Annotated in this window: 18 protein-coding genes; 3 read left to right on the forward strand and 15 right to left on the reverse strand. The window is 60.5% G+C overall.

The annotated features are described in order from the left end of the window. Positions 1 to 39: 39 nt before the first annotated feature. The 14 genes from DYL61_RS25290 to dksA form a co-directional block, all read right to left on the reverse strand. Positions 40 to 2,958, reverse strand: a complete 2,919-nt coding sequence (locus DYL61_RS25290; protein WP_135310612.1) for a DUF748 domain-containing protein — start codon at positions 2,956 to 2,958, stop codon at positions 40 to 42. Between the two features lie 86 nt (positions 2,959 to 3,044). After that, positions 3,045 to 4,061 carry a class I SAM-dependent rRNA methyltransferase gene (locus DYL61_RS25295; protein ID WP_135310613.1) on the reverse strand — a complete coding sequence of 339 codons (1,017 nt, stop codon included), beginning with the start codon at positions 4,059 to 4,061 and terminating at the stop codon, positions 3,045 to 3,047. 56 nt (positions 4,062 to 4,117) lie between these two features. Further along, complete coding sequence (locus DYL61_RS25300; RefSeq protein ID WP_135310614.1) at positions 4,118 to 4,987, reverse strand: oxygenase MpaB family protein; 870 nt, start codon at positions 4,985 to 4,987, stop codon at positions 4,118 to 4,120. A 15-nt stretch (positions 4,988 to 5,002) separates the two neighbouring features. Beyond that, positions 5,003 to 6,940 (reverse strand): acetate--CoA ligase, encoded by a 1,938-nt coding sequence (gene acs / locus DYL61_RS25305; RefSeq protein WP_135310615.1) that lies wholly within the window; start codon positions 6,938 to 6,940, stop codon positions 5,003 to 5,005. Between the two features lie 105 nt (positions 6,941 to 7,045). Next, positions 7,046 to 8,710 (reverse strand): glucose-6-phosphate isomerase, encoded by a 1,665-nt coding sequence (gene pgi / locus DYL61_RS25310; RefSeq protein ID WP_105698728.1) that lies wholly within the window; start codon positions 8,708 to 8,710, stop codon positions 7,046 to 7,048. A gap of 238 nt (positions 8,711 to 8,948) precedes the next feature. Then, positions 8,949 to 9,800, reverse strand: coding sequence for a pantoate--beta-alanine ligase (panC, locus tag DYL61_RS25315; RefSeq protein ID WP_135310616.1), 852 nt, complete (start codon positions 9,798 to 9,800; stop codon positions 8,949 to 8,951). Further along, complete coding sequence (panB, locus tag DYL61_RS25320; protein ID WP_135310617.1) at positions 9,797 to 10,597, reverse strand: 3-methyl-2-oxobutanoate hydroxymethyltransferase; 801 nt, start codon at positions 10,595 to 10,597, stop codon at positions 9,797 to 9,799. The genes panC and panB overlap by 4 nt, the downstream gene beginning before the upstream one ends. Before the next feature lie 368 nt (positions 10,598 to 10,965). Beyond that, positions 10,966 to 11,451: a 2-amino-4-hydroxy-6-hydroxymethyldihydropteridine diphosphokinase gene (gene folK, locus DYL61_RS25325; RefSeq protein ID WP_135310618.1), complete on the reverse strand. Its 486-nt coding sequence runs from the start codon at positions 11,449 to 11,451 to the stop codon at positions 10,966 to 10,968. Between the two features lie 2 nt (positions 11,452 to 11,453). Beyond that, on the reverse strand, positions 11,454 to 12,842 hold the full coding sequence (locus tag DYL61_RS25330; protein WP_105698732.1) for a polynucleotide adenylyltransferase PcnB: 1,389 nt from the start codon (positions 12,840 to 12,842) through the stop codon (positions 11,454 to 11,456). A 696-nt stretch (positions 12,843 to 13,538) separates the two neighbouring features. Then, positions 13,539 to 14,969 (reverse strand): sigma-54-dependent transcriptional regulator, encoded by a 1,431-nt coding sequence (locus DYL61_RS25335; RefSeq protein ID WP_135310619.1) that lies wholly within the window; start codon positions 14,967 to 14,969, stop codon positions 13,539 to 13,541. Positions 14,970 to 14,991: 22 nt separating this feature from the next. Further along, positions 14,992 to 17,946 carry a sensor histidine kinase gene (locus tag DYL61_RS25340; RefSeq protein WP_167497998.1) on the reverse strand — a complete coding sequence of 985 codons (2,955 nt, stop codon included), beginning with the start codon at positions 17,944 to 17,946 and terminating at the stop codon, positions 14,992 to 14,994. Beyond that, positions 17,930 to 18,106, reverse strand: a complete 177-nt coding sequence (locus DYL61_RS25345) for a hypothetical protein (RefSeq protein WP_003176118.1) — start codon at positions 18,104 to 18,106, stop codon at positions 17,930 to 17,932. Before DYL61_RS25345 ends, DYL61_RS25340 begins: the two co-directional genes overlap by 17 nt. 62 nt (positions 18,107 to 18,168) lie before the next feature. Next, entirely contained in the window at positions 18,169 to 19,056 is an 888-nt protein-coding gene (gene gluQRS, locus DYL61_RS25350; protein ID WP_135310621.1) for a tRNA glutamyl-Q(34) synthetase GluQRS, read from the reverse strand. Positions 19,057 to 19,139: 83 nt separating this feature from the next. After that, entirely contained in the window at positions 19,140 to 19,583 is a 444-nt protein-coding gene (gene dksA, locus DYL61_RS25355) for an RNA polymerase-binding protein DksA (protein WP_025857127.1), read from the reverse strand. Between the two features lie 319 nt (positions 19,584 to 19,902). On the opposite strand from dksA, the gene DYL61_RS25360 reads away from it, so the two are divergent. Further along, positions 19,903 to 21,075, forward strand: coding sequence for a pyridoxal phosphate-dependent aminotransferase (locus DYL61_RS25360; RefSeq protein ID WP_135310622.1), 1,173 nt, complete (start codon positions 19,903 to 19,905; stop codon positions 21,073 to 21,075). Further along, the gene (gene sfsA / locus DYL61_RS25365) at positions 21,075 to 21,785 is read left to right on the forward strand and encodes a DNA/RNA nuclease SfsA (protein ID WP_135310623.1); all 711 of its coding nucleotides are present in this window, start codon (positions 21,075 to 21,077) and stop codon (positions 21,783 to 21,785) included. The genes DYL61_RS25360 and sfsA overlap by 1 nt, the downstream gene beginning before the upstream one ends. Here sfsA and DYL61_RS25370 read toward each other — a convergent pair. Beyond that, positions 21,782 to 22,099 carry a Rieske (2Fe-2S) protein gene (locus DYL61_RS25370; protein WP_135310624.1) on the reverse strand — a complete coding sequence of 106 codons (318 nt, stop codon included), beginning with the start codon at positions 22,097 to 22,099 and terminating at the stop codon, positions 21,782 to 21,784. The two genes, sfsA and DYL61_RS25370, sit on opposite strands and share 4 nt — an antisense overlap. 156 nt (positions 22,100 to 22,255) lie before the next feature. Here DYL61_RS25370 and DYL61_RS25375 point away from each other — a divergent pair, with 156 nt between their 5' ends. Beyond that, positions 22,256 to 23,134 carry a heme/hemin ABC transporter substrate-binding protein gene (locus DYL61_RS25375; RefSeq protein ID WP_135310625.1) on the forward strand — a complete coding sequence of 293 codons (879 nt, stop codon included), beginning with the start codon at positions 22,256 to 22,258 and terminating at the stop codon, positions 23,132 to 23,134. The last annotated feature ends 37 nt before the right edge of the window (positions 23,135 to 23,171 follow it).

Below are 23,171 nucleotides of genomic sequence, written 5' to 3' on the forward strand. Positions count from 1 at the left end.
CTTGCCCCCTCCCACATTTAGAAATCAGCAGCTCTAGGGTTATTCAGCATCCAGATGCATCGGTGTCACCACCCGACCATCCTTCTCCGCCTGGCCCAGGTTTGCATCAATGAAGTACACCCGGTCATCCTCAAGCTGACCCTTGTCTACCAGGTAATCCTTGATGGTGCTGGCACGGTCCTGACCCAGTTGACGCAGCAGCACATCACTGGCGCTCCAGAACTTGATAACGCCATCGCGAAGCTTGGCGGTACGCTCATCGTCGCTGAGGTTTTTCCACTCGGCCGGTGGCTGCTGTTTCAGGCGGGTACGGTAGATCCCTTCCAGCAACGGTGCTTTTTCTTTCTCCGGCACCACCAGTAACGAAGCCTGGGCGGGAACCTTGTCCCCCCGGCGTTGAAGGATCTTGTAGTAGTTGTATTGGTATTCGCGCTCAAGGCGCTCGGCTGCCAGGAAGGGACCATCGCTGCTGGCAGCGGCAGTGCCCTCAATCTCCAAGCGCAGGGCAGGGCGTTCCTTGAGTGCCTTGGCCAGCGTATTCAGAGCTCCTTCGGCATCCTTGCTCAGCTCGCTGGAGCCGGCGGCAAACGAAACGTTACCCAAGTCTTCCGCACCGCCCCCGCTGATCAGCCCACCAATAAACTTGAACGGTGCTGTCGCTGCTCGCACCACCAGGTTACGCAGGGTTTGCCACACAATCGGCATGACGCTGAATTGTGGGTTGTTCAGGTCACCCGTCACTGGCAGTTCGATGGAGATCTTGCCGTCGCTGTCCTTGAGCAACGCAATGGCCAAGCGAATCGGCAAGTCCACCGCGTCAGCGCTGTCGACCTTCTCGCCCAGTTGCAGTTGCTCCACCACCACTTTGTTCTCGGCCTTCAACTGGCCTTTGGTGATCACGTAGTGCAGGTCGAGGTTGAGGCGGCCTTTACGAATGCGGAACCCGGCGAATTTGCCGGAGTACGGCGTGAGTGTGGTCAACTCGACACGTTTGAAACTGGTGGCGATATCCAGCGCCGCCATCGGGTCAAACGGGTTCACGCTGCCTTTGATGGTTACCGGCGCATAGCGGTCGACCTTGCCGTTGATATCGACGCTGGCCGGTTTGGCCTGGCGGCTGTCGATGGTGCCGATCTGCCCGTTGAGCTGTTGAATGGCGGTGGCAAAGTTGGGTGTCAGGCTGAAGTCGGCGAAGTTGGCCGAGCCGTCATTGATTGCGATCTGCCCCACATGAATGCCCAGCGGTTTCTCTTTGCTGGCAGGCTTGGCGCCTTTATCCGGCGGTTGTGGGATCAACAGATCATCGACGTTGGTGGTGCGGTCATCATTGATCATGAAGCGCGCATAGGGTTGCAGCAGGTTGACCTTATCGATCGACAAGCTATCGCCATGCTGATAGTTCAAGCCTTCCACTACCAGGCTTCGCCATTTGACGAAGTCGCGGGTCTTGAGGGTGTCGAGGGTGTGCAACTGGTCGATCTGCGCCCGGCCAGTGACTTGTAGCTTGAGCGGGTCAGCGCTCTTGAGATTCACATCCAGGTTACTGCCGAGCATGCCGCTGCGCAGTTCCAGGCGGATGAAGGGGCTGATATAGGCTTGTGCCACCCGCAGGTCGATGTCCTGGGTGGTCACTTTCAGCTTGGCGCTGACCGGGTTGAGATTGACCTCGCCGGTTGCCGCAATCTTGCCTTGTTTACCCAGGCCGCTATCGACCTTGAGGGTAAAGGGGCTCTGGTTGAGGCTGTCGAAGTTCTGCATATCGACATTCAACGGGCCGAGCTCCAGGGCGACCGCGGGCTTCACCTGGCGGTCAGCCAAGTGCACCTGATAGTTACGCAGTTGCACATCCTTGAGCAGGACTTGCCAAGGTTTGCTCGGTGCTGCGGGCTCAGGTTTTGGCGAGTCGGCGGTTGCGGGTGTGGTAGCCGGTTCTGGTGCCTGAGCGGGTTTGCTCGGTTGGCTGGCGAACAGCTTTTGCCAGTCCAGTTGGCCATCGGCTTCGCGGGCGGCCCAGGTTTCCAGCTTGTTGCTGCGGATTTTGCCGACCACCACTTGCTGTTTGGCCAGGTCCACGGTGGTTTCGCTGACGTCCAGGCGCTCGAGGCGCGCCAACGGCCGACCGTCCGGGGCCTTGATGGCAAACGGCGCGATGCTGGCGGCGGTGTTGGTCAGGTTCAGCTCGGTCTCTTTGGCGAGGCTGAATTTATAGTCGGTACTGAAATTGAGTACACCGTCTTCCAGCACCAGCGGCACCGCATCACGCACGTACGGCCACCAGGCTTTCATCTTGCCGTCGGTGACCTTCAACGTGCCTTCGGAGATGATCGGCACCAGGCTGAAATTGCCTTTCCAGTCGATCTGCCCGCCCTCCGGGCCTGCGGCGACCAAGGTCATGTCCGCATTGTCGTCGGGCAAGGTGCTGAGGTTTTTCAGCTCGAAATCGAGTTTGTCGTAGAGAAACTCGATGGGCTCGCTGGGGCGCAAGTCCTGGAAGTGCACATTACCGGCAGTCAACTTGATAGCGTCGATGCGCAGCGGAAACGGTTTGGCGTCAGGGTCGGCTGGAGTCGGTTCGCTGGGCGGCAGCTTGAACAACTGCGCCAGGTTCAGTTGGCCGGATTTGTCGAACAACACTTCAGTCTTCGGCTGGTCCAGTTGCACGTCGGCAAGGTGCAGCGCGCGGGTCCACAGGCTGTCGATTTGCAGGTTGGCATAGAGGCGCTCGAAACCCACTTGTTCCTTGCCGGGTTCGCCGATTTTCAAGCCCCATACCGTCAGCTCCAGGCTGAACGGGTTGAGCTCGATGCGCTCGATGCGTGCCGGTGTTGTGGCGTAATTGGCCAACTGTTGGTTGGCAATGCGCAGGGCAATGCCGGGCAAAATCAGGAAGCCCAGCAAGCTGTACAGCGCCAGGGCGGTCAACAAGGCGCCGACGGCGCGAATCAATCCTTTGGGCATGGGTGACGCCATCTCTGTCAAACAGGAGTGCCTTGGAGTATGGCACGGGTTTTCGGTTCCGAAGATCCAGACTCTTGGGAAACGTCTTACAGCTGGAGTATCAGTGTTTTCAGGGGCGGCTGTTGATCTTGCGATGGGAAATCTGCCCCCGGCGTCATGACTTGCCAGTCACGTACCGGGCGTCCGGCTTTTTCTGCGCAACGCAGTACCTGTTCGCGCCAATCGTCCATGCTGACTTTTGCCAGGTTGTTGCAGCAGATCAGCACGCCATTGTCGGCGGTGGCCAGCAGCGCAGGCTTTAACAAGCTTTGGTAATCACGCAGCAGGTCGACGGTGCCGAATGCGCTCTTGGCCCATGCCGGGGGATCCAGCAACACCAGATCGTATTGACGCTGTTCCAGGCGTGGATAGCTCGGCAGTTTCTGCCCGCGACGCTGGGTAATCGGCAGGCCGGCCAACTGTCGAATCGCCGGGAAGTAGTCGGATTGCACGAACTCCATGGTTGGCAGCTGTGGGTTCAGCTGGCCGTTTTCGCGACCGACCGCCAGGTTACCCTCGGCGAAGTCCAGGTTACATACCTCACGCGCACCACCGGCCGCAGCGCTCAGGCCCACACCGCAGGTATAGGCGAACAGGTTCAGTACGCTTTTACCGGCACTGTGGTCCTTGACCCAGCCACGGGTGTTACGCAAGTCGAGGAACAGCAGCGGGTCTTGCCCGGCATGACGCCCGCGCACGCGGTAATTGAGGCCCCACTCGTGACCGACCAGGTCTTCCAGCGCCGCAGGTTCAGCGCGATACACCGTGTCTTCGCGGTCGACCCGCGAGTTGCCACGGGAGCGGTCGTTGTACACCAGCAGCAATTCCAGGCCGGTGTACTGGTTGATCAACTGATGCAGGTCGAGCAGTTCTTCAGTTTGCAGCGACTGGTGAAAGCTCTGCACCAGCAATTGCGGCCCGTAGCGGTCGATGGTCAGGCCGCCGGCACCTTCCTGGCTGCCATGGAACAGGCGATAGCAGTCGGTGCCCTGGGCGTGCAGCTCGTTGATCAGGTCTTGGCGATGATCGAGGGCGGCGCGCAGCGCCTGATTCAAGGGAGACATGGAGCGCGCCTTGCTGGGAAAAGAGGGCGCGAAGTTTAACAGTTATGAGGCGTCGCCTACATCAACCCCATCCGCCGATGGGCCCGTTGCACCGAACCATTACGCATCGCCCAACGCAGTAGCGGTGCACTGCGCTTGACCCCCGCACGAATCATCTGGCGTTGCAGCGGGCTCTGGTGCTGATCGAGCATGGCACTGGCCCAGTCCGGCAGCAGGTCGATCCCGGCCTGCATCATCAAGGCGCCAAATGGCTTGGCCATAGTGCTGGGGGAGGGCGCATTGAGCAGCAGGCGAAGCACTTCGCGGCTGCGCTCGTCGCACAATAGCTGCGGGCGAATGCGCACCAGATACTCCGAAACTTCCTGCCGTGAGCGCGGAACCTGCCGCGCTCCCAGCCGTTCGGCCACCAGGGCGATTTCACTGTAGTAACGGTCTTGGTCCCGGCCCGAGAGGTGCGGGTTGCGATAACGCAAGTGCGCCGCCAGGAAGTTGCTGACTTCCGCCACATGTACCCACGTCAGCAATGCTGGATCGCTGGCGGCATAAGGCCGCCCATCCGGTGCATGGCCAACCACTTGTAGATGAATGGTGCGTACTTTCTCGATCAGCCATTCGGCATCACGCCGCGAGCCAAACGTGGTGCCGGAGATAAATTGGGAGGTCCGCCGCAAACGCCCGAGCATGTCCTGGCGAAAGTTCGAATGGTCCCACACGCCCGCCAAGGCCAGTGGGTGCAAGGCTTGCAGCATCAACGCGCTGATGCCGCCGATGAGCATGCTGCTGAAATCGCCATGGACTTGCCAGCTCACCGACTCCGGCCCGAACAGGCCTGGGTCGCCCTTGGGGTTTTCCAGGTCCAGTTGGCCCAACGACAAACCGGTCAGGCTCATCAGCTGGTTCTCGATACGGCTGCGGATAAATTCCATGGCGACTCAGGGTTCCTAGCGGTTCAGGCGTTTGTCGATCAGGCCATCCACCACGCTTGGATCCGCCAGGGTCGAGGTATCACCGAGGCTGTCCAGTTCGTTGCAGGCGATCTTGCGCAGGATTCTGCGCATGATCTTGCCGGAGCGGGTCTTCGGCAGGGCCGGCGCCCATTGGATCAGTTCCGGCTTGGCGAAGCTGCCGATTTCTTTGCTGACCAACTCCAGCAAGTGTTGTTTCAGCGCGTCGCTGGGCTCAACGCCATTCATGGGCGTGACAAACGCGTAGATGCCCTGGCCTTTGACGTCATGGGGGTAACCCACCACGGCGGCCTCGGCGACCTGGTCATGCAGCACCAGTGCGCTCTCCACTTCGGCAGTGCCGATGCGGTGGCCGGAGACGTTGATCACATCGTCGATACGCCCGGTGATCCAGTAGTCGCCGTCCTCATCGCGGCGTGCGCCGTCGCCGGTGAAGTAGTAGCCGGGATAGGGTTTGAAGTAGGTGTCGATCATGCGCTGCGGGTCGCCGTAGACGCTGCGGATCTGCCCCGGCCAACTCGCCTTGATCGCCAATACGCCGCTGCCAGCGCCGCTGAATACCTTGCCCTGTTCATCCAGCAACACGGGCTGTACGCCAAACATCGGTTGGGTGGCGCAGCCAGGTTTGATTCGCTGGGCGCTGACCAGCGGGCTGAGCATGATGCCGCCGGTCTCGGTCTGCCACCAGGTGTCGACGATGGGGCAGCGCTGTTCGCCGACCGCGTTGAAGTACCAGTCCCAGGCTTCCGGATTGATCGGCTCGCCGACGCTGCCGAGCAGGCGCAGGCTGGCGCGGGAAGTGTTTTCCAGCGGGCCGTGGCCTTCACGCATCAAGGCGCGCAAGGCGGTGGGCGCGGTGTAGAAGATGTTCACCTGATGTTTATCGATCACCTGCCAGAAGCGTGAGCTGTCCGGGTAGCTCGGCACGCCTTCGAACATCAGCGAAGTCGCACCGTTGGCCAACGGGCCGTACACGATGTAGCTATGGCCGGTGACCCAGCCCACGTCGGCGGTGCACCAGAACACTTCGCCGTCGCGGTAGTCGAGCACGTACTTGAAGGTCATCGCTGCTTGCAGCAGGTAACCGCCAGTGGTGTGCAGCACGCCCTTGGGTTTGCCGGTGCTGCCGGAGGTGTAGAGGATAAACAGCGGATCTTCGGCGTCCATGGGCTCGGGTGGGCAGTCGTCGCTGGCAGCGTCCAGGGCTGGTTGATATTTGATGTCGCGGCCTTCGCTCCAGTTCACGCTCGCGCCCGTGCGCTCTACCACCAGCACCGTGCTGACATTCGGGCAACTGGCCAGGGCTTTGTCGACGTTCTGTTTCAACGCCACGGGCTTGCCGCCGCGCACGCCCTCGTCGGCGGTGATCACGGTACGGCAATCGGCATCCAGGATGCGGTCGCGCAGGGCATCCGGCGAGAACCCACCGAACACCACCGAGTGCACTGCGCCAATCCGCGTGCAGGCCAGCATGGCGTAGGCGGCTTCCGGGATCATGGGCATGTAGATACACACCCGGTCGCCTTTCTTCACGCCACGGCTTTTCAGCACGTTGGCCAGGCGGCTGACGTTTTGGTGCAGTTGGCGGTAGGTGATTTTGGTGGATTGTGTCGGATCATCGCCTTCCCAGATGAAGGCCGGCTGATCGGCACGTTGGGCCAAGTGTCGGTCAATACAGTTGTAACTGACGTTGAGCTGGCCGCCGGCAAACCATTGGGCGGCGCCGGTGTGGATGTCTGAGTGGTGGACGGTGTGCCAGGGTGTGATCCAGTCGAGAAAGCCCTTGGCCTGTTCGGCCCAGAAGGTGTCGGGTTGCTCGATGGATTGGCGGTAGAGGCGCTGGTAGTCCTCTTGACTGAGTTGCGCAGCCCGGCGGACGGCATCGGCGGCAGGAAATGTGCTGATATCGAACATGTGCGGTCCTTATTCTTGTTTTATCGACAAGTGATAAAGATGCACGCAGTGGGGGGAGGGTTCAAGGCCAACGTCCAAACGGACGTTGGCCTTGGGTTTGCCGCATCAGCCGCGGTGACGGCCGCGGAAGTAGTTGATCAGGCCTTGGGTCGAGGCATCGTCGGCCAGGGTTTCTTCGGCGCCGGTCAGGCGGTTGTAGACGCCTTTGCCCAGTTCCTTGCCCAGCTCCACGCCCCATTGGTCAAAGGCATTGATGCCCCAGATCACGCTCTGCACGAACACTTTGTGCTCATACATGGCAACCAGCGCGCCCAGGCGACGTGGGCTGATGCGTTCCACCACCAGGGTGTTGCTCGGACGGTTGCCCGGGATCACCTTGTGCGGTGCCAGCTTCTGCACCTCGTCTTCGGCCATGCCTTTGTCGCGCAGTTCGGCTTCGGCTTCGCTGCGGGTCTTGCCGAGCATCAGCGCCTGGCTCTGGGACAGGCAGTTGGCGTACAGCCACTGATGGTGGTCGGACACCGGGTTGAAGCTGACGATCGGCACGATGAAGTCAGCCGGGATCAGTTGAGTCCCCTGGTGCAGCAACTGGTGGTAAGCGTGCTGGCCGTTGCAGCCCACGCCACCCCAGATCACCGGACCGGTGTCGGTGGAAACGGGCGTGCCGTCCTGGCGCACACTCTTGCCGTTGGATTCCATGTCCAATTGTTGCAAGTGTTTGGTGATGTTACGCAGGTAGTGGTCGTACGGCAGGATCGCATGGCTCTGCGCGCCCCAAAAGTTGCCGTACCACACGCCCAGCAGGCCGAGCAGCACCGGCATGTTCTGTTCGAACGGGGCGTTCTGGAAATGCTGGTCCATGGTGTAGGCGCCGGACAGCAGCTCCTTGAAGTTGGACATGCCGATGGCCAGGGCGATTGGCAAACCAATGGCCGACCACAGCGAGTAACGCCCGCCGACCCAGTCCCACATCGGGAAGATGTTTTCCTCGCGGATGCCGAACGCCACGGCCGCTGCGTTGTTGCTCGATACGGCGATGAAGTGGCGGTACAGCTCGGCTTCCGAGCCCCCCTGGGCCAGGTACCAGGCGCGCGCGGCCTGGGCGTTTTTCAGGGTTTCCAGGGTGTTGAAGGATTTGGACGAGACGATGAACAGCGTGGTCTCGGCGCGCAGTTTCATGGTCAGCTCGTGGAACTCGCTGCCGTCGATGTTCGCCAGGTAATGGCAGCGCACGCCTTTGTGGGCGTAGGACAACAGTGCTTCGGACACCAGCTCCGGGCCGAGGAACGAGCCACCGATGCCGATGTTCACCACGTCGGTGATCGGCTTTTCGGTGTAACCGCGCCACAGGCCATCGTGGATGCGCCCGACCAGGTCCGTGATCTGGTTCAGCACCTTGTGCACGTCCGGCATGATGTTCACGCCATTCACCGACAGCTTGTCACCCACTGGGCGACGCAACGCGGTGTGCAGGGCCGGGCGGCCTTCGGAGGAGTTGACCGGCTCGCCATTGAACAGCGACTTGATGGCGCCTTGCAGGTCGACTTCGTTGGCCAGGCCCACGAGCAGGTCGCGGGTTTCGCTGGTGATCAGGTTTTTCGAGTAATCGAGGAAAAGTCCGCAGCTGCTCAAGGTGAATTGGGAAAAGCGCTGGGGATCGGCATTGAACGCGTCGCGCATGCTGAAATCCTGCATGGCTTGGCGATGTTGATTGAGCGCTTGCCAGGCGGGCAGAGCGGTAACGTCATGAGGGGTGCGGTAATACGCCATCGCTGCGGGTTTCCTTTTTATTACGGGGACTGCCTTTAGGACACTTCAAAGCCCGGAACGTCCTGCTTTTTATCGAGCGGCCGTTACCGGACAGCGCTAACCAGGAGCGCAGGTCGATTACATTAAACCTAGCGTGTGAATATGTCTTGGCTTTGTCTGCGCTGTGGCCGGTACTTTTTTATACCGGCACTTATACCGGCACTTATACCGGCGCTTATACCGGCACAGCAGGGAGGGATTAGCTGAGGTTGAGATGCAGGTTGTCGATGAGGCGAGTAGCGCCCAGATAGGCGGCTACCAGGATCACAATGTCACGATCTTCTGCCGTGGCCGGGCGTAGATGCACGCCCTGGCGCACTTCGAGGTAGTCCAGGCGTAGCCCGGCGGCTTCGATCTGCTGGACCTGTTCGGCCCGCAGCCTGGCGAAGTCGTGGTCGCCTGCTTTGATGGCGGCGCCGATATGGCTGAGGCTGCGGTACAACACCGGCGCGATGGCGCGTTGCTCCTCATTGAGGTAGCCGTTGCGCGACGACAGCGCCAGGCCGTCGTCGGCGCGTACGGTGGGCTCGCCGATGATCTGGATCGGCATGTTCAGGTCATGCACCATGGCGCGAATGACCGCCAGTTGCTGGTAATCCTTCTGCCCAAATACCGCCATGTCCGGCTGGACCATGTTGAACAACTTGCTGACCACGGTTGCCACGCCTTCGAAATGCCCGGGGCGGCTGGCACCGCACAAGCCTTCAGACAGTTGCGGGACGCTGACGCGGGTCTGGCCGCTCATGCCGCCGGGGTACATTTCCTCGACGGTGGGTGCGAACAGCAGGTTGCAGCCGGCTTGCAGGAGTTTCTCCTGGTCGGCGGCCAGCGTGCGGGGGTACTTGTCCAGGTCTTCACCCGCGCCGAATTGCAGCGGGTTGACGAAGATACTGGCTACCACGAAGTCCGCCTGTTGCGCGGCCTTGGTCACCAGGGTGGCATGGCCGCTGTGCAGGTTGCCCATAGTGGGCACAAAGCCAATGCGCTTGCCGGCGCTGCGGGCATGGGCCACGGCGGCCCGCAGTTCGCGTACGGTTTTAACGGTGTTCATGCGGAGAATCCGTGTTCGGCGCCAGGGAAGGTCACGCCTTTGACTTCAGTGACGTAGGCGCTCAGGGCCGCGTGGATGCTGTCCTGGCCGGTCATGAAGTTCTTCACGAACTTCGGCACGCGACCGGTGATCGACAGGCCGAGCATGTCGTGCAGCACCAGTACCTGGCCATCGGTGGCCGAGCCTGCGCCGATGCCGATCACCGGCACTTTGACGGCCTGGGTGATTTCGGCGGCCAATTCGCTTGGCACGCATTCGAGCAGGATCATCGCCGCACCGGCTTGTTCCAGGGCGATGGCATCGGCGCGCATCTGGCGCGCCTGGGCTTCATTACGGCCTTGAACCTTGTAGCCGCCGAGGATATTCACCGACTGCGGCGTGAGGCCCATATGCGCACACACCGGGACGCCGCGCTCAGCCAGCAGGCGAATCGATTCGGCCAGCCACACGGCGCCTTCCACTTTGATCATGTGCGCGCCGGCTTGCATCAGCTTGCCGGCGTTCTGGAAGGTTTGCTCAAGGGTCGCGTAAGCCATGAACGGCAGGTCGGCGATGATGAACGCACCATCGTTTCCGCGTTTGACGCTGGCGGTGTGGTAAGCGAGTTCATCGGTGGTCACAGGCAGGGTGCTGTCATTCCCTTGAAGAACCATGCCCAGGGAGTCGCCCACCAGTAACACCTCAACCCCGGCCTGGCAGCTGGCGTGGGCGAAAGTGGCGTCGTAGCAGGTCAGCATGGTGATTTTTTCACCTTTGAGCTTGAGGCTCTGCAAGGTGGTCAGGGTAATGTCTGGCATAAAAAGGGTCCTCATTCAGGCGCTTGGAAACAGCGAGTAACGCGCGTGAGTCTTCGTTTATACAGGCGCACCGTCTTGAGAGCAGTGCTTATAAGGCCTGGATTGCGCCCTTTAGCGCCGGGTTGGCGGCAGCGGGACGCCTATAGTCGTGAGGAGGACACGGGAAGTCAATTGGATGTGTTACCGCATTGTTACGCGTGGGGTGTTACCGCTGTTACTGATGCGATTCAGCAATGTGAACGGTGTTTTTGAAGGCGCTGGAGATCAAATGTGGGAGGGGGCTTGCCCCCGATGACGGTGGGTCAGCTAGCACTTGTGCAGACTGACACGCCGCCTTCGGGGGCAAGCCCCCTCCCACATTGGCCGAGTCAGGCTTGAGGCATACGTTCCAAGCCGACAAACGGGCAAGCTGCCAGCAAGTCGCTGAGGCGTTGGCCGTCAGGTAGCTGGAGGTCTTCAGGAGCCAACTCAGCCAAGGGATACAGCACGAATACCCGCAAGTGCATCTGGTAGTGCGGCACCTTGAGTCGCGGTTCGTCGATCAGGCGATCGCCAAACAGCAGGATATCCAGATCGAGCGTGCGTGGGCCCCAGCGCTCCAGGCGCTCACGCCCTTGGTCATTCTCGATGGCCTGCAAGGCATCCAGCAATTCCAACGGCGCAAGGCTGCTGTCCAGCGCCGCAACCGCATTGGTGTAGCGCGGCTGGCCTGGCAGCAAGGAATCACTTTGATAAAAGGCCGACACACCGGCAACGGTGGTGCCGGGCAGCTGCGTCAACGCTTCAATGGCGCTGCGCAGTTGCTGTTCCGGGGCAGCCAGGTTGCTGCCCATGCCGATGTAGATGCGTTCCACGTTTATTCGCCCGAGGCGTCGGCCGCGCTACGCTTGCGCTTGCTGCCACTGCGGCGGCGCTTTTTCGGGCCTTCGCCGTCGCCTTTGCTGCCGAGGTCGCGAATCATGTCGCGGCGTTCGCTGTCATTGGCGTCCTGATAGTCGGTCCACCATTCGCCCAGGCCATCGGTCTGCTCACCGGCGCTTTCGCGCAACAGCAGGAAGTCGTAGCCGGCACGGAAGCGCGGGTTGTCCAGCAACAGGTCGGCACGCTTGCCACTGCGGCGGGGCAGGCGCTCCTGCATGTCCCAGATCTCGCGGATCGGCATGGTGAAACGTTTCGGAATGGCGATGCGCTGGCATTGCTCGGCGATCAGTTCGTGAGCGGCTTCCTGCATGGCCGGGATCGGCGGCATGCCGCGATCTTGCAGGCGCAGTACGCGTTTTGGCAGGGCCGGCCACAACAGTGCGGCAAACAGGAACGCCGGGGTCACCGGTTTGTTCTGCTTGATGCGCAGGTCGGTGTTGATCAGCGCTTCACTGATCAGGGTGTGGGTGTAGGTCGGGTTCTGTTCCAGAGCTTCGGCGCTGGCCGGGAACAAGGGATCGAACAACTGCAGGTCCACCAGCATTTCGAAGGTGTCGGCGGCGTAGCCCGAGAGGAACAGCTTGAGCACTTCTTCGAACAGGCGCGCCGAGGGGATTTCCCGCAGCATGGGCGCCAGTTCGCGAATCGGCGCAGCGGTGTGCTTCTCGATACCGAAGTTCAGCTTGGCGGCGAAACGCACGGCCCGCAGCATGCGCACCGGGTCTTCCTGGTAGCGCTTGACCGGGTCACCGATCAGGCGGATCAGGTTGTTGCGGATGTCGTGTACGCCATTGGCGTAATCGAGGATGCGCTCGCTGACCGGGTCGTAATACAGGGCGTTGATGGTGAAGTCGCGGCGCTGCGCGTCTTCTTCCAGGGTGCCGTAGACGTTGTCACGCAGGATGCGCCCGCTTTCGTTGCTGGAGGACTGGTTGGTGTCCTCCTCGCCATCGGTTTGCGAGTGGCCGGCACGGAAGGTTGCGACTTCAATGATTTCGCGGCCAAAGTGGATATGCACCAGCTTGAAGCGGCGGCCAATGATTCGCGCATTGCGAAACTCGGCGCGCACTTGCTCAGGCGTGGCACTGGTGGCGACGTCGAAGTCCTTGGGCGTGATATTGAGCAGCATGTCGCGCACGCAACCACCCACCAGATAGGCCTGGTAGCCGGCGTTCTGCAAGCGTTCGACGATATTCACCGCATAACGGCTGAATTGAGCGCGTTGCAGCGAATGCTGGCTGCTGTTGAGCACTTCAGGCGTGCTGCGTTTGTGTTGCGTACGACGCAAGGGAGAACGGAATGACTGGAACAACTTCTTCAGCATGGGATGCACTGTTTGAAGGAATGTTCGGCCATAACGAAGAATGACCGCATGATGGGCGGGGATTCTAGCATTTAGTCAGGGGATGGTGTAGGAACAAGCTACAGGCATTGCGCCATAAGCCTTTGAGCGTCAAATTCCAGAAACTACAAGGGGAGCCGAAGCTCCCCCAGAAGTAGTTGCGTGCTCTATTTTTATTATGGTTTCGGGCTTTTTGTTTTTGTTGAACGCCCTCGCCATGAAGCTTCACCTTCATGACACTCCCAATCGGGAGCCAAGAGCAAACGGATTGCTTTGGTCGCTGTGTTGCTGATCTATGATCCAACCAGTTCAGGCTCTGCCTTAGGGCAGTTTTTGTTGTTCTCGGCCTGGTTGCGGGGCAAGCCCCAAATGCAACGCCTCTCCAAAAGAATCAGTTAGCTGCGCCTCCGCCGTGTTGTTCTTGTTATGCGTGAGTCGATTCGTCTTATTTTTATTGTCTTGTACAAAGCTTGTTATTGTTTTTGTACTAAGCATATAGCAGGGTGCGTGCCAACTTTTGCATCGCCCAATGAAACCGGGGGTTTGAGGCGGTTTCGGGTTTTTGACAGGCCAAAAAAAGCCGGGGCTTCGTTACCGTAAGCCCCGGCTTTTGTTACGCAAAAAATCAGCGGTAACAGTTTTTTCACATCTGAGGGTGTTACCTGTGGGGACGCACCCTCAACTCTCGCTGGCAACCCCGGTCTTGCGCCGTGGAATGCCCAGGCGTTGACGGCGTTCCCACAGGCACTTGCGGCTCACGCCCAGTTTGCGTGCCAGCTCGGTCTCGGTCATATGGTCCTGGTGCTCGAGGACGAAGTGCTGGAAGTAGTCTTCCAGTGACAAGTCTTCCGTCGGTTCATGGCTGGTATTGCTACCGCCGCCCTGTTGCGGGGCCAGGCCAATGAAGTCGTCGTCTTCCAGGTCGCTCAACTCGATGTCGATGCCCAGCAGCTCGGCGGATATCTCCGGGCTCTCCGACAAAATCACGGCGCGTTCGACCGCATTCTCCAGTTCCCGCACGTTACCCGGCCATGAGTAATGCCGAATCGCCTGCTCGGCGTCCGGGGCGAACTTGAGATCATTGCGGTTGATACGCGCACTCTGGCGTTGCAGGAATGCATTGGCGATTTCGTTGACGTCGGCGCCACGCTCGCGCAGAGCCGGCAGCTTGAGCGCGATCACGTGCAGACGGTAATACAAGTCTTCACGGAATTGGCCGATCTTGGCCAGGCTCTTCAAGTCACGGTGGGTGGCCGCGATCAGGCGTACATCGACCTTCTGCGACTGCACCGAGCCAACACGACGAATCTCGCCTTCTTGCAGCACACGCAGCAAGCGCGCTTGCGCTTCCAACGGCAACTCGCCGATTTCATCGAGGAACAATGTACCGCCGTCCGCCGCTTCGACCAGGCCCGCACGCCCGGCGCTGGCGCCGGTGAACGCGCCTTTCTCATGGCCGAACAGCTCGGACTCGATCAGGGATTCGGGGATCGCTGCGCAGTTCACCGAAATCATCGGCGCCTTGGCACGCTTGGACAGGTTGTGCAGGGCGCGGGCCACCAGTTCTTTACCGGTGCCCGACTCGCCTTGAATCAGCACATTGGAGTCCGTCGGCGCCACTTTGCGGATCTTGCTGTACAGGTCCTGCATGGGCGGGCAGGAACCAATGATGCCGATCTCGCCATTAACGTTTTCGCTGCCCGGTTTTTCGCTGGTCTTGCCGGTTGGGCGCTGTTCGGCGGGTGCGCTGCTGGCCGACTGGTGGTCGCGCAGGATTCTCGCCACGGCCTGGAGCATTTCGTCATGGTCGAAGGGCTTGGCGATGTAGTCCACCGCGCCCATCTTCATGGAGTCCACCGCCGAGCGCAGGCTGGCGTAGCTGGTCATGATCAGCACCGGCGTGCCCTGGCCAAGCTTGATCAGCTCAGTGCCCGGCGCGCCCGGCAGGCGCAGGTCGCTGACAATCAGGTCGAACGTGGGAATGCTGAAACGCTCCTGGGCTTCCTGCACCGAGCCAGCTTCGCTGACCTGGTACTGGTTGCGTTCGAGCAGACGACGCAAGGCAGAGCGGATAATGGTTTCGTCTTCGACGATCAAAATGTGCGGCATTGATTCAATTCTCTCGACGGTCTCAGTTCACAGCGGACGTCGCTTCGACATGACGCGGCAAGGTCACCCGAATACGGGTGCCGCGTTGGCTTTCGGTGTCAGCCGGGCTGTCGATGGTGATTTGTCCATAATGCTCTTCAACGATGGAATAGACCAGTGCAAGGCCCAGACCGGTACCTTCACCCGGGTCCTTGGTGGTGAAGAAGGGTTCGAACAATCGGTCCATGATGTTCTGTGGAATGCCGCTGCCTTCATCTTCGACGATCAGATCGACCGTATGTTCGAAAGCCTCGGTCTTGACACGTACCGCACCGCCGGCCGGGGTCGCGTCGCGGGCGTTGGACAGCAGGTTGATCAGTACCTGGGCCAGGCGTTGTGAGTCGCCGTCGACCCAATGTTCCGGGTCGCACAGATTGTAGAACTGTACTTCGAAATTACGCAGGTTCAAGGCCAACAGCCCAATTGCATCCTGCGCCACTTCGGCCAGGCACACGGCTTCATCCTGGTTTTGGTGGGCGCCGGCGTGGGCAAAACTCATCAGCGACTGCACGATGCGCGAGACGCGTTTGGTCTGTTCGAGGATTTGCCCGCTGATTTCGGTGATTTCGCCATCTTCTTCGCGTTCTTCCCGTAGATTCTGCGCCAGGCACGCGATACCGGTGATCGGGTTACCGATCTCGTGGGCCACGCCGGCGGCCAGGCGGCCAATGCTGGCCAACCGCTCGGAGTGCACCAGCTTGTCTTCGAGCATCTGGGTTTCGGTCAGGTCTTCCACCAGCAACACCAGGCCGCTGTTACCGGGGGCCAGGGGCTCGTCGATGGCGGCTTTGTGCAGGTTGAGCCAGCGGGTCTGGCCATCGAGGGCCAGGTGCTGCTTGTGCAAGTGCTCGTCGGGGAGGTTGATAAACCCTTGCAGCAGCTCCTTCCACGGCTCGCCCAAGGTGTTCAGGCGCGAACCCACGACCCGTTGCGCGGCGATGCCGGTGAGTTCTTCCATGGCCTTGTTCCACATCAGGATCTCTTGGTCCTTGGCCAGGGAGCAGACGCCCATGGGCAGTTCCTGCAGGGTCTGGCGGTGGTAACGGCGCAGGGCATCGAGTTCGGCGGCGAGGCCGGTGAGGCGTGAGTGATAGTCCTCCAGCCGGCTCTCGATAAAGTGGATGTCTTCGGTTACGTAGTTTTCGCCGCCGGCCTTGTAGGGCAGGAAGGTTTCCACCATGTCCTGGGAAACGCTGGGGCCCATCAAGCCGGAGAGGTTGGCTTCGATGCGGTCACGCAAACGGCGCAGCGCATAGGGACGGCGTTCGTCGAAGGGCAGGTAAAGGTCGCGCAGCGCTTGCTCGACCTCTTTCTGCGCGGCCTTGGCGCCCAGGGGCTTGGCCAATTGCGTGGCGAACTCCTGGGGCGAGGCCGCATGCAATTCGCGACGTTGTGGGCGACGCACGTTATCCACCGCACAGGCCTCGGCGGCGCTGGTTTCTTCGGCACTGGCGTTGGTGAACAGCGAAATCAGGGTGAACATCAGCACGTTGGCCGCCAGCGACGCGATGGCCGCCATGTGCCAACTGGTGTCGTCCAACACGTAGATCATGTTCAGCAGCGGGATATAGAAGCCCTGCAGATTGCCGACCAACGGCAGCAACATGGTCACGATCCACACCAGGATCCCCGCCAGCAGCCCGGCGATAAAACCTCGACGATTTGCAGTCGGCCAGTACAGCACCGACAGCACGCCAGGCAAGAACTGCAAGGTGGCGACAAACGCGACAATACCCAGGTTGGCCAGGTCCTGCCCGGCGCCGAGCAACAGGTAAAAGCCGTAGCCGGCCATGATGATCGCGACAATCAGCGCGCGACGTGTCCATTTCAACCAGCGGTAGATGTTGCCCTCGGCCGGCGGCTGATACAGCGGCAGCACCAGGTGGTTGAGCGCCATGCCGGAGAGCGCCAGCGTGGTGACGATAATCAACCCGCTGGCCGCCGACAGCCCGCCGACATACGCCAGCATCGCCAAGGCTGGACTATTCGCGGCAATGCCAATGCCCAGGGTGAAATATTCGGGGTTGGTGGTCGCCCCCAGCTTGAGCCCGGCCCAAAGAATCAACGGCACTGCGAGGCTCATCAACAGCAGGAACAGCGGCAGGCCCCAACTGGCGCTGACCAGCGAACGCGGGTTGAGGTTCTCGGTGAACGTCATGTGATACATGTGCGGCATCACGATGGCCGAGGCGAAGAACACCAGCAGCAGCGTGCGCCATGGGCCTTCTTGCAGCGGTGTGTGCAAGGCGGCGAGGGCGGTCTGGTTTTGCAGCAGCCACAGCTCAAGTTGTTGTGGGCCGTCGAACACGCCGTAGAGCGCATAAAGGCCGACACCACCGATGGCGATCAGCTTGATCACCGACTCGAAGGCAATCGCGAAGACCAGGCCTTCGTGTTTCTCGCGGGTGGCGATGTGGCGTGAACCGAAGAAAATCGTGAACAGCGTGATCAGTGCGCAAAACGCCAGGGCGACGCGGTGTTGCACCGGTTCGCGAGTGAGAATGCTGATGGAGTCGGCCACTGCCTGAATCTGCAAGGCCAGCAAGGGCAGCACGCCGATCAGCATGAACACCGTGGTCAGCGCGCCGGCCCATGTGCTGCGAAAGCGGAAGGCAAACAGGTCGGCCAGGGACGACAGCTGATAGGTCCGGGTGATTTTCAGGATCGGGTACAGCAGCACCGGTGCCAGCAGGAACGCGCCGGATACACCCAGGTAACTGGAAAGAAAGCCATAGCCATATTGATAGGCCAGGCCGACCGTGCCGTAGAACGCCCAGGCACTGGCGTATACGCCGAGGGACAAGGTGTAGGTCAACGGATGGCGAATGATCGCCCGCGGAATCATTCCGCGCTCACTGATCCAGGCCACCCCGAACAGCGCGGCCAGGTAGGCGGCGCTGATCAGCAGCATCTGGGTGAGGCTAAAGCTCATCGGCATCTTTTTGGCTCTGCAGGATGAAGGTCACGACGATCAGGATCAGCCACAGCAGATAAGGGCGATACCAGGCGCCCGTGGCGTCGATCCACCAATCCATGATGGCGGGGGAAAACAGGTAGATCCCGACGACCAGCAGCAGGACCAATCGATAGATGTACATGTTGGCCTCTGAGTGAAAACGTGCGGCGATGGTAACGGATGGCTGGCAAGCTGCAAGCGCCTTCAGCTCAATTGCGCTTCGGCCAACGTGAGTGTGCGGGGGATTCGCGACGCATCCCAATGCGCAATGCCCCAATCCAGCAGCTCCCGCGGGCTGGCGTGCAGCAGCTCGGTGCCCGGCTGTTGGCCGAGGGCGCGCAGTGCCCTTAATAGCAAAGGCGTGGCCTGGTCGGGTGTCAACGGCGGGGAGCGGTAGGATTTGCCCAATTTGTTACCGTCCGGCTGGATGATCAACGGCACGTGCAGGTAGCGTGGTTGGCGCAGGCCCAGCAGTTCTTGCAGGTAGAGCTGGCGTGGCGTGGAATCGAGCAGGTCGGCGCCGCGCACGATATCGGTCACACCTTGCCATGCGTCGTCGAGGACCACGGCCAGTTGATAGGCGTACAGGCCGTCGCGGCGTCGGATGATGAAATCGCCTACATCGCGGCCCAGATGCTGTCGGAATTCGCCCTGTACGCGGTCGGTAAAGTGATATTCCAACTCCGGCACACGCAAACGGATGGCGGCATCTTGCTGGTCGTGGCCAGCGTTGCGGCACAGGCCAGGGTAAATGCCGTTGTAGGGCTCAAGTTGTTTGCGTGAACAGGTGCAGGCATAGGCCAGGCCATGGTTGAACATGTCGTTCAAGACTTTGGCGTAGGCATCATGCCGCTCGCTTTGTCGGACCAGTTCCCCGTCCCACTCAAAACCGTAGCTTTCCAGCGCGTGCAGGATTGCCGCCTGGGCACCGGGCTCTTCGCGGGGAGGGTCGAGGTCTTCCATGCGCATCAGCCAGCGGCCTTGGTTGGCGCGGGCATCGAGGTAGGAGGTGAGGGCGGCGACCAGGGAGCCAAAATGCAAGTGGCCGCTGGGCGTGGGGGCGAAACGCCCAATATAGGTAGAGGCTGTCATGGGGCGGATACTACTGGAAAAACGGTAAACGCCAGAAACAAAAATGGGGCGTTGGTACGCCCCATTCATTCAGCTCGGAAGGATTACTTGCCGACCTGTTTTTCCTTGATTTCAGCCAAGGTCTTGCAGTCTACGCAGAGGTCCGCTGTAGGGCGGGCTTCCAGACGACGGATACCGATCTCGACGCCGCAGGATTCGCACCAGCCGTATTCTTCGTCCTTGATCAGTTGCAGTGTCTTGTCGATCTTCTTGATCAACTTGCGCTCGCGATCACGGGCACGCAGTTCAAGGGCGAATTCTTCTTCCTGGCTCGCTCGGTCAGCCGGGTCGGGGAAGTTGGCTGCTTCGTCCTTCATATGGTCAACCGTGCGGTCGACCTCCTGCATCAAGTCCTGTTTCCACTTGTTGAGGATCTTGGTGAAGTGCTCGCGCATGGGCTCGCCCATGTACTCCTCACCTTTCTTCTCTACGTAGGGTTCGAAGCCATTGAGACCTTGAGTCTGCTGTTGCTTTGCTTGGGTGGACATGAATAGACCGCCTCTCACTCTTCTAATCCATTGCGCAGGATTGCAACGTCACCGACACCTGCCGGCCCTGCGGCTGCAAGCGGGCGAACTTACCAGATAGATTCGGGGTGCGCCACTCCCGGTTGTCGAGCCCGTCGCAGCCGGGTCGCAAACGGCGATAGCCCGTCGTGACTGGGTATGCTGGGTCTCGACTATTGATTTTAGTCGTTTTGCCGGCGCTTGCCCGGACCGCACAGGCCGCCGGGCAGGCAATAGAACATGTTTTACGACGCGGGTTCGGTAGAATCCTGATTTTGTCCTCACCGTCTAAGGAAGGCTAATGGCCCAGCCCTACAGTGCGCGCAGTCGCGCCATCGAACCTTTTCATGTCATGGCGTTGCTGGCGCGTGCCAACGAGCTGCAGGCCGCCGGCCACGATGTGATCCATCTGGAGATTGGCGAGCCGGATTTCACCACGGCCGAGCCGATCATCCAGGCCGGCCAGGCGGCGCTGGCCAATGGCAAGACGCGCTACACCGCAGCGCGTGGTTTGCCGGAATTGCGTGAGGCCATCAGTGGTTTCTACCAGCAGCGTTATGGTTTGAGCGTCGATCCGGAGCGCATCCTGATTACGCCTGGCGGTTCTGGCGCACTGTTGCTGGCGAGCAGTCTGTTGGTGGACCCCGGCAAGCACTGGCTGCTGGCCGACCCCGGCTACCCGTGCAATCGGCACTTTCTGCGATTGGTGGAAGGCGCGGCGCAATTGGTGCCGGTTGGCCCCGAGGTGCGTTATCAATTGACTGCCGACTTGGTGAACAAACACTGGGACCAAGACAGCGTGGGCGCGCTGGTCGCCTCCCCGGCCAATCCCACCGGCACGATCCTTACGCGGGATGAACTGGCTGAATTATCCGGCGCAATCAAGGCACGTAATGGCCATCTGGTGGTGGATGAGATCTACCACGGCCTTACCTACGGCACCGATGCCGCCAGCGTGCTGGAAGTGGATGATGACGCTTTTGTCCTGAATAGTTTTTCGAAGTATTTCGGCATGACCGGCTGGCGCCTGGGTTGGCTGGTGGCGCCGCCTGCGGCAGTGGGCGAGTTGGAGAAACTGGCGCAAAACCTCTACATCAGCGCGCCTAGCATGGCCCAGCATGCGGCGCTGGCCTGCTTCACCCCGCAAACCCTGAGCATTCTGGAACAGCGCCGCGCTGAGTTTGGCCGCCGTCGCGACTTCCTATTACCCGCATTGCGCGAGCTGGGTTTTTGTATCGCCGTCGAGCCGGAAGGCGCGTTTTATTTGTATGCCGATATCAGCAAGTTCGGCGGGGATGCCTTCGCGTTCTGTAGGCACTTCCTCGAAACCGAGCATGTGGCCTTCACGCCGGGCCTGGACTTTGGCCGTCATCAAGCCGGTCATCATGTGCGCTTTGCCTACACGCAAAACCTTGATCGGCTACAGGAAGCGGTGGAGCGAATCACTCGTGGCTTACGGAGCTGGCAAGGCTGATGCGTTTTAATCCTCCCCTCGAAGAAGGCCGGCTGATCCGCCGTTACAAGCGTTTTCTCACCGATATCGAAACCGTTACCGGCGAGTTACTCACTATTCACTGCCCTAACACCGGCTCGATGCTCAATTGCATGGTTGAAGGTGGGCAGGTCTGGTTCAGTCGCTCCAATGATCCCAAGCGCAAGTTGCCCGGCACCTGGGAAATCGCCGAGACGCCCCAGGGCCGGCTGGCGTGCGTGAACACGGCGCGGGCCAATCAATTGGTTGAAGAAGCGTTGCGGGCGGGGATCATCACCGAACTCAACGGCTTTACCGCATTGAAGCGCGAAGTGCCTTACGGCCAGGAGAACAGCCGCATCGATTTTCGTTTGGACTATCCCGACGGCACGGCGTATGTCGAAGTCAAAAGTGTGACCTTGGGTTTCGATGGCTCCACCGTTGCGGCCTTCCCGGATGCGGTGACCCAGCGCGGGGCGAAGCATCTGCGCGAGCTGGCCCATCTGGCGCGAGATGGCGTGCGGGCGGTGCAACTGTACTGCGTGAATCTATCGGGGATTGATGCGGTGCGCCCGGCCAAGGAGATTGACGCCGGTTACGCCGCGGCTTTGCGTGAAGCCAAGGCCGCAGGTGTGGAGGTCTTGGCCTATGGCGTGCGAGTGACGTCTGAGGAAGTCGTAGTGGATCGCCGTCTGGACGTCGTGTTCGACTAGAGTTGCACCCACAGGCCCTGTGCATCTTCGCGACCGGGCAGGGCCTTGAGGCTTTGTCCGGCGCAGGGCCCGGCGATGCATTCGCCGCTTTCGATCAGGAACAGCGCGCCGTGGGTAGCGCACTGGATCAGGCTGGCGCTGGAGTCGAGGAACTGGTCGGGCTTCCATTCCAGTGGAATGCCGCGATGGGGGCAGCGGTTGAGATAGAAGTAGGCAATACCTTCCCGGCGCACGGCCAGTAATTTGCAACCATCGATTTCAAAACCGAGGCTGCTGTCTGGCGCGAGGGTGTCGGAGGGGCAGAGAAACTTCATTTCAATCCTTAAGTGCCTTGACGTTCAAATGCAAACAATTATCAAATGCCGGCTTCGCCCGTTGGCTGAGCGGGCGCTCAATACGATGCCGGGCAGGGGTTATCTGTCACATCGATGAGTGCTTGCGCGGCCCTGCCCTTGGAAGGAAACCCTGTTATGCGCCTGAGTGCCAGCGCTATTGCGCTTGTTGTCGGACTGCTGGTCAACGCTGGGGCACACGCCTCTGAACTGCCACAACGTTGGGTCAGCGCCGGTGGGGCCTTGTCGGAGTGGGTGACGGCGTTGGGCGGTGAGTCCAAGTTGGTCGGCGTGGACACCACTAGCCAGCACCCTGAATCCCTCAAAGCCCTTCCGAGCATCGGCTATCAGCGACAGTTGTCGGCCGAAGGCATCTTGAGTTTGCGCCCGCAGATATTGGTGGGCACTGAGGAAATGGGGCCACCGCCGGTGCTGGCGCAGATTCGCAGCGCGGGGGTACAGGTGGAGATGTTCTCGGCGCAGCCGGACTTGCCAACCTTGAAAGGCAATCTCCAGCACTTGGGCAAGCTGTTGGGTAGCGAGGCCAAGGCCAGCGAATTGTTTACCGAATATGAGCAAGCGCTCGATCAGCAAAAGAGCTGGGTTGCCAAGGCACAAACCACGCAAAAGGCCCCGGGGGTGTTGCTGCTGCTCGGTCATGCAGGCGGCAAGCCCTTGATTGCCGGCAAGGAGACGGCTGCCGATTGGATGTTGCAGCAGGCGGGCGGAAAAAACCTGGCAACCCACGCGGGCTACAAGCCGTTCTCGGTGGAGTCATTGGCGGGGTTGAGCCCGGATGTGATTGTGTTCGCCGACCGTGCCCTGACGGGCGATGCAGCGCGTGCGGCCTTGTTCAAGGAAAACCCGATCCTGGCCTCGACGCCGGCGGCGAAGAACGGGCGGGTTTTTGAGCTGGACCCGACATTGCTGGTGGGTGGCTTGGGGCCGCGCTTGCCGCAGAGCCTCGTCAAGTTGTCTGCGGGTTTTTACCCCTCCCAGGCTAAGCCTGCTCCATGACCACCCTGGTTAAACCACGCACCTTGTTTATCGGGCT

This window comes from Pseudomonas nabeulensis, assembly GCF_004682045.1.
Lineage (GTDB): Bacteria > Pseudomonadota > Gammaproteobacteria > Pseudomonadales > Pseudomonadaceae > Aquipseudomonas > Aquipseudomonas nabeulensis.